Origin of the sequence: Nocardia caishijiensis NBRC 108228 (assembly GCF_001612825.1) — a bacterium.
Classification (GTDB): domain Bacteria; phylum Actinomycetota; class Actinomycetes; order Mycobacteriales; family Mycobacteriaceae; genus Nocardia; species Nocardia caishijiensis.
In genome coordinates this window covers 25718-39515 of the sequence record NZ_BDBE01000054.1, presented here as the reverse complement: position 1 = coordinate 39515, position 13798 = coordinate 25718, and the positions used below count along the sequence as shown (strand labels likewise).

The following is a 13798-nucleotide window of genomic DNA, read 5'->3' as shown; positions in this document are numbered from 1 at the left end:
CATCGCCCGTCGTCGGATGCTCAGGCGGCGCGCGCCTGTTTCAGGGCCTTTTTGAGATCTTTACCGCTCAGACCGGCGGCTTCGGCCTTCTTCATACGCATGATGACGACGGGGCACTTGAAGCAGCGCGTCTTCTTTCTGCAGCACTTTTTCTTCGGCTTGAGGCTGGAGACCTTCTTCGCCTTTACCTTGCCCACGCGGGTTAGCTTACCCTAAGTACAAAGGCTGACACGTGCGTGCCACACCGGTACCCGTAGGATGTAACAGGCCGCGATGCCAGATGAATGCGCGCCAAATACATCAACAGCAGGAGGATTGAGGCGTGTCGTCTACACGCGATTTTCGCAACGTCGCCATCGTGGCCCACGTCGACCACGGCAAGACGACGCTGGTCGACGCCATGCTTCGTCAGTCGGGCGCGTTTGCCGAGCGAGCCGAACTGGTCGACCGAGTGATGGACTCCGGTGACCTCGAGCGCGAGAAGGGCATCACCATTCTCGCCAAGAACACCGCCGTCCATCGGCACCATTCCGACGGTTCCGTCACCGTCATCAACGTGATCGACACCCCGGGCCACGCCGACTTCGGTGGCGAGGTCGAGCGCGGCCTGTCCATGGTCGACGGTGTCGTGCTGCTCGTCGACGCCTCCGAGGGTCCGCTGCCGCAGACCCGGTTCGTGCTGCGCAAGGCGCTCGCGGCCAAGCTGCCGGTGATCCTGGTCGTCAACAAGACCGACCGGCCCGACGCTCGTATCGCCGAGGTCGTCGAGGAGTCGCACGATCTGCTGCTCGACCTGGCCTCCGACCTCGACGACGAGGCCGCCGAAGCCGCCGAGCTGGCACTGGATCTGCCGGTCCTCTACGCCTCCGGCCGTGAGGGCAAGGCGTCCAAGGAGCAGCCGGAGAACGGTTCGGCTCCCGACGCCGAGAACCTCGACGCGCTGTTCGAGGTGCTCATGGAGAACATCCCGGCGCCCAAGGGCAACCCCGAGGCGCCGCTGCAGGCCCACGTCACCAACCTCGACGCCTCCGCCTTCCTCGGTCGTCTGGCCCTGGTCCGCGTGCACAACGGCGAGCTGCGCAAGGGCCAGAACGTCACCTGGATCAATGCCGAGGGTGCCAAGCAGGTCAAGATCACCGAACTGCTGCAGACCGTCGGTGTGGAGCGTCAGCCCGGTGAGGTGGCCGTCGCCGGTGACATCGTCGCCATCGCCGGTATCCCCGACATCATGATCGGCGACACCCTCGCCGACGTGGAGAACCCGGTCGCGCTGCCCCGCATCACCGTCGACGAGCCCGCCATCTCGGTGGTCATCGGCACCAACACCTCGCCGCTGGTCGGCCGGGTGCAGGGCCACAAGCTCACCGCCCGCATGGTGAAGGCCCGCCTGGACCAGGAACTGATCGGCAACGTGTCGCTGCGCGTGCTCGACATCGGCCGCCCCGACGCCTGGGAGGTGCAGGGCCGCGGTGAGCTGGCGCTGTCGATCCTGGTCGAGCAGATGCGCCGCGAGGGCTTCGAGCTCACCGTCGGCAAGCCGCAGGTGGTCACCAAGCAGGTCGACGGCAAGGTGCACGAGCCGTTCGAAGAGTTGACCATCGACTGCCCCGACGAGTACCTGGGCGCGATCACCCAGCTGCTGGCCGCCCGCAAGGGCAAGATGGTGCAGATGAGCAACCACGCCGCGGGCTGGGTGCGCATGGAGTTCATCGTCCCCTCGCGTGGCCTGATCGGCTTCCGCACCGTGTTCCTCACCGAGACCCGAGGCACCGGCATCGCCAACGCCGTCTCGCACGGTTACGCGCCGTGGGCCGGGGAGATCCGCGCCCGCCACACCGGTTCGCTGGTGTCGGACCGCGCGGGCACCGTCACCCCGTTCGCGATGATCCAGCTGGCCGACCGCGGTCAGTTCTTCGTCGAGCCGGGTGCCGACACCTACGAGGGCATGGTCGTCGGCATCAACCCGCGCGCCGAGGATCTCGACATCAACGTGACCCGCGAGAAGAAGCTGACCAACATGCGCAGCGCCACCGCGGACACCTTCGAGACCATGGCCAAGCCGTTGCAGCTCGACCTCGAGCTGGCGATGGAGTTCTGTGCCGGTGACGAGTGCGTCGAGGTCACCCCCGAGGTGGTCCGCGTGCGCAAGGTCGTCCTCGGCGCCAACGAGCGCGCCCGCGACCTGTCCCGCCGCAAAGCCCGAGACAAGGCCGCAGCCTCTAACTAAGGCGCAAGAATAAAGTGGGGCGACATCTCGGTGTCGCCCCACTTTTGTGGTTTCGGGCCGTCCCCCACCTCTGGACTGACCGGAGGGTGCGACGAAGGAGTGCCCGGAAGGAGGGAAGAGGTGGGGGTTCAGGCCCGAAACCCGCGGCGCCAGCCGCAAATCAGAAAGGTAGAGTGCGGGGCGTGGTGAGTCCGGGGTGGTGCGCAAGGGTGCGCGTGTCGGTGCTGGCGATGATCGCCTCGACGGTGGTCGTGGCCGGGTGCACCGCGAATCCGCCCCCGCCGATCGAGAGCACCGATTCCCCGAAGACCACCCAGGCCAAGCCGGGCAAGAACACGGTGGTCGTCGCCATCGACGACATCGGGATCGGGTTCAATCCGCATCTGCGGTCGGATCAGTCGCCCGCGACCAACGCGGTGAGTTCGATGGTGTTGCCGAGCCCGTTCCGGCCGGTGCCCAACCCCGCGCACCCCGGCGTGGTGGATTTCGTGCCCGATTCGGCGCTGATCGTGTCGGCCGAGGTGACCGTGCAGGAACCGTTCACCATCACCTATACCCTGCGCAATCAGGCGAACTGGTCCGACGGTGCGCCGATCGCCGCCGAGGACTTCCGGTTCCTGTGGCAGCAGATGATCTCCCAACCGGGCGTGGTCGATCCGGCGGGGTACCGGCTGATCTCGGACGTGGCGTCCTCGGGTGGCGGCAAAACGGTCACTGTGACGTTGACCCAGCCGTACCCGGCGTGGCGTGAGCTGTTCACGAACCTGCTGCCCTCGCACCTGGTGAAGGACTCGCCGGGCGGGTTCACCAGTGGGCTCGTGGACCGGATCCCGGTGTCGGGCGGCAACTTCACGATCAAGTCCGTCGACCGAGGCCGCGACGAGATCCTGCTGGAACGCAACGACCGTTTCTGGGGCACCCCCGCCGCACCGGATCAGATCCTGTTGCGGCGCGGCGGATCTGCATCCCAACTCGCCGAATCACTGCGCACCGGCGACGCGCAGATGGCGCTGGTGCACGGCGGTGTCGCCACCCAGGCCCAGCTCGCGGCGATTCCGTCGGTGCGAACGACGATCATGCCGCAGGCACGCGAACTGCAACTCACCCTCAACGGTCGCTCCGGCGACCTCACTGATGTGCGGGTGCGCAAAGCGCTGCTCGCCCTGCTCGATCCCGCGCTGCTCGCGACGGTCGGCGCGCAGAGCGGTGGCTGGGTGGAACCCGCTCGCGCCCAGGTGCTTCCGCCGTCGAGCCCCGGCTATCTGCCGACCGCTCCGCCCCGGCTCAGTGCCGACGAGGCGTTCGCGCTGCTGGCCGAGGCCGGTTTCGGCCGCGCCCCAGAGGCGCCGCAGACGAGTTCGCCCACTTCGCCTGCACCGCAACCACGTTCGGTTGCCCGCAACGGCAAGGGGCTTTCGGTGCGCATCGGTGCGGTCGCCGAGGACGAGGCGGCGTTGGCGGTGGCCAATACCGCCGCCGACCAATTGCGCAGTGCCGGAATCGATGCCACCGTGCGCGGGGTGGCCGCCGACGAACTGTACGGTCGCGAGCTCACCGAGTCGGCGGTCGACGCGATCGTCGGCTGGGAACTCGCGGGCGGCGATCCGGCGACGGTCCTGGCCTCCCGGTACGGCTGCCCGCCGGTGGAGCCGCCGGGTGCCGACGGGCCGGTGCTCGCCGCGGCCGAGGCCTACCGACAGGCGCCGAGCAACATCGGCGGAGTCTGCGATCCGAGCGTGCAACCGTCGATCGATGAGGCGCTGCGGGGGATCGACGTCGGCCGGATCGTGGCCGAAGCCGAACCGAAACTGTGGGAGCTGTCCACCGTGCTGCCGATCGTGCAGGACAACGTCGTCGCGGCGGCGGGCCCGCGCGTGGACGGCGTGTCCCTGTCGGGCGCCATCCAGGTCGGCATCTTCGGTGACACGGCACAGTGGCGGAGGATCCCATGACACGCGAGATCGGCGGCCTGCTCCTGGTGCACGCCCACCCCGACGACGAAACCCTCACCACCGGCGGCACCATCGCGCACTATCGCCGTCGCGGGGAGCCGGTGACGGTGGTGACCTGCACGCTCGGCGAGGAAGGCGAGGTCATCGGCGAGCGCTTGGCCCGCCTGGTCGCCGCCGAGGCCGACCAGCTCGGCGGGTATCGCATCAGCGAACTCACCGCCGCCCTCGCCGCGCTCGACGTGGCTGAGCCGCTGTTCCTCGGTGGGCCGGGGCGCTGGCGCGATTCCGGGATGGCGGGCACGCCGTCGGCCGAGCACCCGCGCGCGTTCGTGAACTCCGGTGACGCCGCGGTCGACGAGCTCGTCGCGGTGCTGCTCGAGCTGCGCCCGCGCGTGGTCGTCACCTACGACCCGCGCGGCGGCTACGGCCATCCCGACCACATCCGGGCACATCACGTCACCACCGCCGCCGTGGCCGTGGCCGCCGAACAGGGCTTCGACGTGCCCAAGTTCTACTGGACCGTCACCGATGCCGACCTGCTGCGCCAGCACACCGCCGCCCTCGCCCGCCGCACCGTCGACGGGCTGCCCGGCGCTCTGCCCGCGGGCTGGCGGCTGCCGGTGGAGGCCGAGCTTGCGGCGATGTCGACGGGTGGGGTGAGCACCGTGGTCGACGTCTCCGATGTGCTCGCGGCCAAGCGGGCGGCCCTGCGCGCGCACGCCACCCAGGTGACCCTCGCGCCGAGCGGCCGGGAATTCGCGCTGTCGAACAACATCGCCCTTCCGGTGCTGCCGGAGGAACACTTCACCCTGGTGCGCGGCACCCGGGGGCCGGTCGGTGACGACGGCTTCGAGCACGACCTGTTCGCCGGCCTCGAATGAGCTGACCGCCCGAATAGACTCGCCCCTATGGTGACCGACTCCGACCAGTCCGCAGCCCCGCCGACCGCTGTGCGTCGCGGCGTTCGTCTGCCCGCGCCGCCCGATCCGCTCGTGGCCGGGCTCATCGTCGTGCTGCTGCTGGTCGACGCGCTCATCACGCTCGCACTCGAGGTGCTGTTCCTGCCGCTGTACATCGGTTCGGTCCCGCTGCCGATCGCGGCGCCGGTCGCCGGGGTGGTGAATGTCGGGCTGGTGTACGGGATGGCGACCGTCACCGACCGGCTCGGTTTCATCTTCGCGCCGATCGTGTTGTGGCTCTTCGGTTTTCTGCTGTGCGCCTCGCGCGGCCCGGGCGGTGACGTGATGCTCGGCGACGACGGGCGCACCCTGTTGCTGCTGGCCTGCGGGGTGCTCGCGCCCATGGGTTATCTGTATTTCCGGGCGAATTCGCCCCGCGCCCGGCAGCCGGGCTGATCATCTGCGGCGGGTCTGGATCCCGTCGAGGATGAGGTCGAGTTCGCGGGTGAACTTGTCGAACACGGCCGGGTCGGGGTTGTCGCGCAGCCGCGCGAGCTGGTCGGTGTAGCGCTGGTGCAGGCGGGGGAACGGGCGGGCGGCGGCCTCGCTGGCGGCGAGTACCTGGGTGGCCCACTGCTCGCTCGACAGGCCGCTCTGCGCGATGGTCATCAGCATGGCGGCCTCGCCGCCGCAGGAACCGACGACGAACTGGAAGACCGCGTTGCCCGCGATGTCGACCACGTCGTCGGGCAGGCCCGCGGCATCGAGGATCGCGATCATCGAGTCGGTGAGTCGCATCATGTTGGGACCGAGGTACATCAGCGCCGCGGTGCTGAGGACGACGGTGATCCAGGGGTGCGCGAGCAGCGTCGTGCGCACGCCCGCGGCCTGTTCGTGCATGACCTCGCGCCAGCGGTCGCCGTCGGGAGTGGGGACGGGGACCTCGCCGATCACCTGGTCGACGACGAGCTCGAGGAGCTCGTCCTTGTTGGCGACGTGGGTGTAGAGCGAGGTCGCGCCCGCGCCGAGCCTGGCGCCGAGTTTGCGCATGCTCAGCGCGTCGAAGCCCTCCTCGTCGAGTAGGCGGATCGCCTCGGCCACGATCTGGTCGCGGCTGAGCGCTGGTTGGTCGCGTCGCTCACGGGGCGGCTTGGTCCACACCGACGGAATCCCGGTCGGGCTCGCTGCCATCGCTGCCTCCTCATCTGTGGCGGGTCTCGTCAAGCATAGCCGCTTCCTGAACAGTGTTCGGCTGCCGTACATCGTCCCTATTGCGCACGCTGTTCCATAGACCGTACAGTGTGCGCATCAACCGCACACTGTGCGGAAAGCTTCGGGAAGGGGAGCACGATGTCAACGCTCACGAAAGTGCGCGATCCGCGCCGCTGGCTGATCCTGATCGTCTTGTGCCTGAGCAGTCTGGTGCTGGTCGTGGACAACATGGTGCTCACGGTCGCGATTCCGCAGATCGCCACCGACCTCGGCGCCAGCGCCCAGCAGATCCAATGGATCATCGACGCCTACCTGCTGGTCTTCGCCGGACTGCTGCTCACCTCCGGCAGCCTCTCCGATCGATTCGGCCGCAAGCTGGTGATGGTGATCGGCCTGGTGATCTTCGGCGCGGCCTCCCTGCTCGGTGCTTATGCGGGCAGCCCGGAAATGCTGATCGCCGGGCGTGCGCTGATGGGCATCGGTGGGGTACTGATCATGCCGAGCACGCTGTCGATCCTGATCACCGTCTTCGACGACGACGAACGACCCAAGGCGATCGGCGCGTGGAGCGCGGTGGCGACCGTCGGCCTGGTCGGTGGGCCGGTGGTCGGCGGTGTGCTGCTCGAACACTTCTGGTGGGGTTCGGTTTTCGTGATGAACGTGCCGATCGTCGTCGTCGCGCTCGCCGCCGCGCTCGTGCTCATGCCCGAGTCGAAGGGTCCGTGGCGCACGCCCGACTTCCCGGGCATGCTCACCTCCATCGTCGGTATGACGGCGCTGGTCTGGACCATCATCTCGGTGCCGCACGCGGGCTGGACCGATTCCGGTGTGCTCGCCGGTTTCGCCGTGACGGTCGTGGCCCTCGGCGCCTTCGTCGTGCGCGAGCTGCGCACCGATTCGCCGATGGTTCCGCTGCAGTTGTTCCGCGACCGCACCTTCACCGGGTCGAGCTTCTCGCTGGTACTGGTGACCTTCGCCAACGGTGGACTCGTCCTGGTGCTCACCCAGTACCTGCAGTTCGTGCTCGACTACACCCCGATGCGCACCGCGCTCGCCTTCACCCCGATGGCGGTGACCTTGCTGGTGGCCAACGGAATCGGCGCGGTGCTGGTCGGGAAACTGGGGGCGCGGATCGTCACCATCGCCGGACTCGTCGTGGTCGCCGCCGGATTCGCGGTCCTCGCCACCCTCGACGCCGGTGCGAGCTTCACCCTGCCCGCCGTGGCGATGGCGCTGCTCGGTGCCGGTGGCGGTCTGGCCATGCCCGCCGCGATCGGGGCGCTGATGAGCGCGGTCCCCGAGGACCACGCGGGGGTGGGCTCGGCGCTCAACGACACCATTCAGCAGGCGGGCGCCGCACTCGGCGTAGCAGTGCTCGGCGCGATCCTGGCGGGCACCTTCGCGGGCGCCATGCCCGACTCCGCGCCGACGGCGGCACGGGAATCCATCGCGGGTGCGCTCGGTACCGGCGACACCGGGGTGATCGGCCTGGCCCGCGAGGCCTTCTGCACCGCCATGCAGGTCACCTTCGGCGTGGGCGCGCTCGCCTCGCTCGCTGCGGCGGTGTTGGCAGTGGTATTGATGCGTGATGTGAAAAGATCCGCTGCCGAGACGGATTCGGCTGGGGAAGCGGATTCGGCTGAGGAGGCGGTGGGCGTCTGACATCGCGGACCGATGTTTCGCCCGCGGCGGGGCCAGCCCGGTCCGGCCGCGCCGTCGGCCGCGGTCGCCACCTCGGGGCGCCTGACAACACCACCGGCCGGGAGTCTCTCGACTCCCGGCCGGTGTGGCGCCATCAGAGTTGGGTAGCGCCTCGCGGCCTGAGCCGCTGCACCCCTGGCGCTGTGCTTTCAAGCGCGGTACCTGGGCAGGGCGGGTGTGCTTGCGTCCGTGCCGGGGAAGGCTCGCGACTCCGGCTGCCGTCGGGCAGTGAAGTCAGGTGAGCCTACGGCTCAGGAGTTCTCCGAGCGGGCTGCATGACGTCACAAGTGGTTGAGCGGCTGACCTGGAGGCCGGGGTGACGGCCTCGATCAGGGCGAGTGTGTCGCCATTGGGGATGTCGACCACCGAGTAGGCCTTCTCGCCGGGCGCCTGCGCCTGGCGCCTGCGGCCGTGGCCGTGGCGGCGACCACTGTCGCCATCAGGCTGTCTCCGCGACGTACCGCGCGGCGTCGCAAAGGTCAGCGGCTGCCCAGGAGGCCAGGGGTGATGGCGTCGATCAGGGCGACCGCGTCGTCGTGGGAATGTCGACCACCGGGTAGGCCTTCTCGCCTGCGGCGGTGGCCGCGACCACTGTCGCCATCAGGCTGTCTCCGCGACGTACCGCGCGGCGTCGCAAAGGTCAGCGGCTGCCCAGGAGGCCAGGGGTGACGGCGTCGATCAGGGCGACCGCGTCGTCGTGGGGGATGTCGACCACCAGGTAGGCCTTCTTGCCCGCGGCCGTGGCGGCGACCACCGTTGCCAGGCCGGAGCGGCGTTGCCAGAAGGTCTGGCGGATGGTCCAGCCGATGATGCCGGGAGCTTCGAGACAGTCGCGATTGCGGTCGAGGCTGCCGCGGCGGGTGATGAGCCAGGTGGGGCCGTTGTCGGCGGGGAGGACACGGTGGCCGAGGCTGCGGTAGCGGTCCTCGGCGAGGGCGGCCATCAGTGCGGCGAACAGCACGGGAACCACCCAGATCCACGCGGGGAGAGGGCTTTCGAGTGCGGCCGACACGATCATGGCGACGAGAAGGATGCCCACCGGCCACGCCGCCCGCACATACCGCCGTCGGCGTGCCGCGCGACCGTGCGGAATCAGGCCGATCGTTCCGAGTGTGGTACCCGAAATAGACTGCACCGCAGACAATTTCAGCGGCGAGCGCGTCGTGGTGAGCTCCTCGCCACCGCTCGTCCTGTGCTCGGCATCCGGCGCATCCACCGCCGCCGCCGTGCCTCCCTGTCCGGGTCGGACGAGGCCTCCTTGCTCGGGCGGGGCGATGTCGGTCTGCTCGGGTGGGACGTTGCCGGTGTGCTCGTGTTGCGTGGTGCCGGTCTGTTCGGGTGGGACGTTGCCGGTGTGCTCGTGTTGCGTGGTGCCGGTCTGTTCGGGTGCGGCGATGCCGGTCTGTTCGGGTGCGGCGATGCCGGTCTGCTCGTGCTGTGCGATGCCGGTCTCCGCGGCTGATGCTGGCGCCCAAGTCTTTTCGAATGCGCTGCTGTCGATGTCCTTCGGTCGCCGATGGGTGCGCAGGAGTTCGTCGAAGGTGCGTTCGACGGCCGCTCGTGGGGCCTGGGGGAGTACCTTCTGACGCGAATTCTCGCCGGTCATGATCATTTCCAGCTGTGCGGCACCGGCGGCGCGCAACAGCAGGGGATCGTTGAGTGTGGCACCACGGAAGCGGGCCAGGTCGAGGGTGATCTGGCGGGTGGTGAAGAGCCCGTGGCGCAGGTGCAGGGTCGAGCCGTTGTCGAGCACGCGCAGTCCGTACCAGGTGGCCAGGTACTGCCCGCAGGCGGCGAAGCTCACCAGCAGCAGGGTGAGCACGATCATCGCCGCGATCACCACCGCGATCGCGGCGACGCTGTCGTGCCCGATCCCTTGGACCGGATCGGATTTCACGATCCACTCGAGCACACCGTACTGCGCCGCCAAGCCAGCGATCGGGGCGACGATGGCCAGCCCGGTCAGCGACAGCGGCGCGTACCGCACCCACGCGGCTCGCCAATGCCCGATCTCGACACCGGATTCCGGTGTCGGTGCCAGGTCGCCGGTGGGCTGCTCGTCGAATCGCGTGGTGTGGGAGAGCAATTCGGTCCGCAAGGCGGGGATGCGGCTCGTGTCGAGCGCGTCGAGTTTGAACTCCTCGTCCTTGGCGGCGTCGGTCCCGGTACCGATGGTGAGCACGGCGAGGCCGAGGACCCGGTGCAGCAGATCGGCTTCCACATCCACCGACCGGATGCGCGGCCGCGGCACCGACAGCGTCCGTCGGCCGACGATGCCGGTGCGCAACTGCACATGATCGGCATCGATGCGGTAGGTCGTGGTGAACCACCGCAGGACACCGAATGCGGCGACGAGCAGCACCGGGATCGAGCTCCACAGCGGATTGCCGCTGGTGGTGCCGACGATCACCGAACCGATCAGCACCGGAATGTATTTCACGATCTCGGTGACCGGGTACACCAGCAGCATGCGCGGGTCGAGCCGCTGCCAGGCTGTCTCGCTCATGTGGCGTCGCCGCGATGCTGGGCGGCGATGGCGGTCAGCCGCAGCACTGTCTGTTCGGCGACCGGGAGATCCAACGCGCTGATCTTCACCGCCCCGGCCGAGGACGCCGTGGTCACCGTGACCGTGGCCAATCCGAGCATCCGCTCGAGCGGGCCGCGCTCGGTGTCCACCGTCTGCACCCGCGAGATCGGCGCCACCCGCGATTCCTGATCCAGCCAGCCCACCCGCGTGTACACGGCCTCGTCGGTGACCTCCCACCGGTGCACCGCGTACCGCCACAGCGGGACGACGACCGACCCCAGCACGGCGAGCGCGAGCAGCGCCAGCCCGGCGACCGCCTGCCAGCCGCGTCGGTCGTCGACGAACATCCACACGCCGAGCACCACCGCGAGCACGACGACGCCGACAGCGTTCTCCAGTGCCCAGAGCAGTTTCGCCCTCGGGCTCGGCCGCCAGGCCGGTTCGGCGAGGATGGTTGAACGCGGCAACGACATGCAGCCATCGTGACACGTGGGTCCGACGAGTTCGCCCGGCTCGGGAATATGTGCCCGCGCCGCCGAGGTTGTGGCCAAGAAGCACGACCCTCGCGCGCCCGCAACGGGCGGCGTGACCAGCCGACCACACGTTCGGGAGAAAAGTAGCGCATGATCGACGGGGTGAGCGACCTTCCACTGCCGAGCGTTCCGCCGAACCCGCCGAGTGCCTCGGCCATGCGCCGGGCATTGCGACGGGCCCGCGACGGCGTCACGTTGAACGTCGACGAGGCGACCGTCCTGCTGCACGCCACCGGCGACGACCTGGCCGACCTGTGTGCCAGCGCCGCCCGGGTCCGCGACGCCGGTCTCGAATCGGCGGGCAGGCCACGCACCATCACCTACTCGCGCAATGTGTTCATCCCGCTCACCCGGTTGTGCCGCGACAAGTGTCACTACTGCACTTTCGTCACTGTGCCGGGCAAGCTGCGGGCCGAGGGCAAGGGGATGTTCCTCGAACCCGACGAGGTGCTGGAGATCGCCCGTCAGGGCGCGGCGCTCGGCTGCAAGGAAGCACTGTTCACGCTGGGCGATCGCCCGGAGGACCGCTGGCCCGAGGCGGCCCAGTGGCTCGACGAACGCGGGTACGACTCCACCCTCGACTACCTGCGCGCCGTGTCGATCCTCGTGCTCGAGGAGACCGGCCTGCTGCCGCACCTGAACCCCGGCGTGATGAGCTGGAACGAGATCGCGCGGCTCAAGCCGGTCGCCCAGTCGATGGGCATGATGCTCGAGACCACCGCCACCCGGCTGTTCACCGAGAAGGGTGCCTGCCATTTCGGCAGCCCCGACAAGGACCCGGCCGTGCGGCTGCGGGCCATCACCGACGCGGGCAGGCTTTCGGTGCCCTACACCACCGGCATCCTGGTCGGTATCGGTGAGACACTGGCCGAACGCGCCGACTCGATCATGGCGATCCGCAAGCTGCACCGCGAGTTCGGGCACATCCAGGAAGTGATCGTGCAGAACTTCCGGGCCAAGTCCGACACCGCTATGCGCGACGCGCCCGATGCCGATGTGGCCGAGTTCCTCGCCACGGTCGCGGTGACCAGGCTGCTGCTCGGCCCGGATGTTCCGGTGCAGGCGCCGCCGAACCTGGTGTCGCACAGCGATTGCCGCGCCCTGATCGACGCGGGAATCGACGACTGGGGTGGCGTGTCGCCGTTGACGGTCGACCACGTGAACCCCGAACGTCCCTGGCCCAATCTCGACACGCTCCGCGAGATCACCGAGGCGGCCGGGTTCACCCTCGCCGAACGCACCTCCGCCCATCCGAAGTATGTGCGCGCGGGCCATCCGTGGATCGATCCGCGCATCGGCGCGCACGTCGCGGCGCTCACCGATCCGGCCACCGGGCTGGCCAGGTCCGAGGCGATGCCCGTCGGCCTCGCCTGGCAGGAACCCGACGAGTCGTGGGACTCGGCGGGCCGGGTGGACCTCAACACCGCCATCGACTCCGAGGGACGCATCACCGACAGCCGCAGCGACTCCGGCCTCGGCCAGGAGGTGGTCGGCGCGTTCGGCGACTGGGAGACCATTCGCGAACACGCCCGCGACCTGGCCGTCACCGCCCCCGAGCGGCTCGACTCCGAGGTGCTCGACGCGCTGCGCGCCGCCGAGAACGACCCGGCGGGCCTGACCGACGACCAGTACCTCGCCCTCGCCACCGCCGACGGTGTGGCACTGGATGCCGTTGCGGCCCTTGCCGATCAGCTACGACGTGACGTGTCCGGCGACGAGGTCACCTACGTGGTGAATCGCAATATCAACTTCACCAACATCTGCTACACCGGCTGCCGTTTCTGCGCGTTCGCCCAGCGCAAGGGCGATGCCGACGCCTTCACCCTGAGCACCGACGAGGTCGCCGACCGCGCCTGGGAAGCCCACGTCGACGGTGCCACCGAGATCTGCATGCAGGGCGGCATCGACCCGGAATTGCCCGTCACCGGCTACGCCGACCTCGTCCGCGCCATCAAGGCCCGCGTCCCGTCGATGCACGTGCACGCGTTCAGTCCGATGGAGATCGTCAACGGTGCCTCCCGTGGTGGGCAGAGCATCCGCGACTGGCTCGCGGCGCTGAAGGAGGCCGGACTCGGCTCCATCCCCGGCACGGCCGCCGAGATCCTCGACGACGAGGTGCGCTGGGTGCTCACCAAGGGCAAACTGCCCACCTCCGCGTGGATCGAGGTGATCACCACCGCGCACGAGCTCGGCATCCCGTCGAGCTCGACGATGATGTACGGGCACGTCGACAACCCGAAACACTGGGTGGGTCACCTCCGGGTGCTGCGCGAAATCCAGGACCGCACCGGAGGTTTCACCGAGTTCGTGCCGCTGCCGTTCGTCCACCAGAGCGCCCCGCTCTACCTCGCGGGCGCCGCACGCCCCGGCCCGACCAACCGCGACAACCGCGCCGTCCACGCCCTCGCGCGCGTCATGCTGCACGGCCGCATCCACAACATCCAGACCAGCTGGGTGAAACTCGGCACCGTCGGCACCCAGATGATGCTTTCGGGCGGCGCCAACGACCTCGGCGGAACGCTGATGGAGGAAACCATTTCCCGCATGGCGGGTTCCCAGCACGGCTCCGCCAAGACCGTCGCCGAACTCACCGAGATCGCCGCGGGCATCGACCGCCCGGTCCGCGAACGAACCACCACCTACGGCGCCGTCGACCACACGCCCCACGCCCTCCCACTGACAGTGAGCTGACGCTGGTCAAAGGTACGCACGGGGAGTAGTCTTGGCGTCAACGACCACATTGGCGC

10 protein-coding genes are annotated in these 13798 nt (G+C 69.0%); 6 read left to right on the top strand and 4 right to left on the bottom strand.

Features of this window, described 5'->3' with window-relative positions:
- Positions 1–20 precede the first annotated feature (20 nt).
- The gene (locus NC7_RS29685) at positions 21–197 is read right to left on the bottom strand and encodes a hypothetical protein (protein ID WP_166655726.1); all 177 of its coding nucleotides are present in this window, start codon (positions 195–197) and stop codon (positions 21–23) included.
- 125 nt (positions 198–322) lie between these two features.
- Between NC7_RS29685 and typA the strand changes: the two genes are divergently transcribed.
- From typA to NC7_RS27430, 4 genes are all read left to right on the top strand, one after another.
- On the top strand, positions 323–2227 hold the full coding sequence (gene typA / locus NC7_RS27445; RefSeq protein ID WP_067988639.1) for a translational GTPase TypA: 1905 nt from the start codon (positions 323–325) through the stop codon (positions 2225–2227).
- Between the two features lie 230 nt (positions 2228–2457).
- Positions 2458–4179 carry an ABC transporter family substrate-binding protein gene (locus tag NC7_RS27440; RefSeq protein WP_067988711.1) on the top strand — a complete coding sequence of 574 codons (1722 nt, stop codon included), beginning with the start codon at positions 2458–2460 and terminating at the stop codon, positions 4177–4179.
- Complete coding sequence (gene mshB, locus NC7_RS27435) at positions 4176–5060, top strand: N-acetyl-1-D-myo-inositol-2-amino-2-deoxy-alpha-D-glucopyranoside deacetylase (RefSeq protein ID WP_067988713.1); 885 nt, start codon at positions 4176–4178, stop codon at positions 5058–5060. The genes NC7_RS27440 and mshB overlap by 4 nt, the downstream gene beginning before the upstream one ends.
- A 27-nt stretch (positions 5061–5087) precedes the next feature.
- On the top strand, positions 5088–5534 hold the full coding sequence (locus tag NC7_RS27430) for a hypothetical protein (RefSeq protein ID WP_067988636.1): 447 nt from the start codon (positions 5088–5090) through the stop codon (positions 5532–5534).
- Here the strand turns inward: NC7_RS27430 and NC7_RS27425 are convergent, their stop codons facing one another.
- On the bottom strand, positions 5535–6269 hold the full coding sequence (locus tag NC7_RS27425; protein ID WP_067988634.1) for a TetR/AcrR family transcriptional regulator C-terminal domain-containing protein: 735 nt from the start codon (positions 6267–6269) through the stop codon (positions 5535–5537). It abuts the gene before it with no gap.
- Between the two features lie 159 nt (positions 6270–6428).
- Here NC7_RS27425 and NC7_RS27420 point away from each other — a divergent pair, with 159 nt between their 5' ends.
- A complete protein-coding gene (locus NC7_RS27420; protein WP_067988631.1) occupies positions 6429–7952 on the top strand; it encodes an MFS transporter in 1524 nt (507 codons plus the stop codon).
- 679 nt (positions 7953–8631) lie between these two features.
- Here NC7_RS27420 and NC7_RS30355 read toward each other — a convergent pair.
- Positions 8632–10497: a PH domain-containing protein gene (locus tag NC7_RS30355; RefSeq protein WP_236573470.1), complete on the bottom strand. Its 1866-nt coding sequence runs from the start codon at positions 10495–10497 to the stop codon at positions 8632–8634.
- Positions 10494–10991, bottom strand: coding sequence for a PH domain-containing protein (locus NC7_RS27405; protein ID WP_067988628.1), 498 nt, complete (start codon positions 10989–10991; stop codon positions 10494–10496). Before NC7_RS27405 ends, NC7_RS30355 begins: the two co-directional genes overlap by 4 nt.
- 150 nt (positions 10992–11141) lie before the next feature.
- On the opposite strand from NC7_RS27405, the gene NC7_RS27400 reads away from it, so the two are divergent.
- Positions 11142–13742 carry a bifunctional FO biosynthesis protein CofGH gene (locus tag NC7_RS27400; RefSeq protein ID WP_067988625.1) on the top strand — a complete coding sequence of 867 codons (2601 nt, stop codon included), beginning with the start codon at positions 11142–11144 and terminating at the stop codon, positions 13740–13742.
- Positions 13743–13798 lie beyond the last annotated feature (56 nt).

Excerpts from the sequence above, each read along its gene's own strand:
- NC7_RS27440 (WP_067988711.1), top strand. The coding sequence starts at position 2,458 with ATGATCGCCTCGACGGTGGTCGTGGCCGGGTGCACCGCGAATCCGCCC.
- mshB (WP_067988713.1), top strand. The coding sequence starts at position 4,176 with ATGACACGCGAGATCGGCGGCCTGCTCCTGGTGCACGCCCACCCCGAC.
- NC7_RS27430 (WP_067988636.1), top strand. The coding sequence starts at position 5,088 with ATGGTGACCGACTCCGACCAGTCCGCAGCCCCGCCGACCGCTGTGCGT.
- NC7_RS27425 (WP_067988634.1), bottom strand. The coding sequence starts at position 6,269 with ATGGCAGCGAGCCCGACCGGGATTCCGTCGGTGTGGACCAAGCCGCCC.
- NC7_RS27420 (WP_067988631.1), top strand. The coding sequence starts at position 6,429 with ATGTCAACGCTCACGAAAGTGCGCGATCCGCGCCGCTGGCTGATCCTG.
- NC7_RS30355 (WP_236573470.1), bottom strand. The coding sequence starts at position 10,497 with ATGAGCGAGACAGCCTGGCAGCGGCTCGACCCGCGCATGCTGCTGGTG.
- NC7_RS27405 (WP_067988628.1), bottom strand. The coding sequence starts at position 10,991 with ATGTCGTTGCCGCGTTCAACCATCCTCGCCGAACCGGCCTGGCGGCCG.
- NC7_RS27400 (WP_067988625.1), top strand. The coding sequence starts at position 11,142 with ATGATCGACGGGGTGAGCGACCTTCCACTGCCGAGCGTTCCGCCGAAC.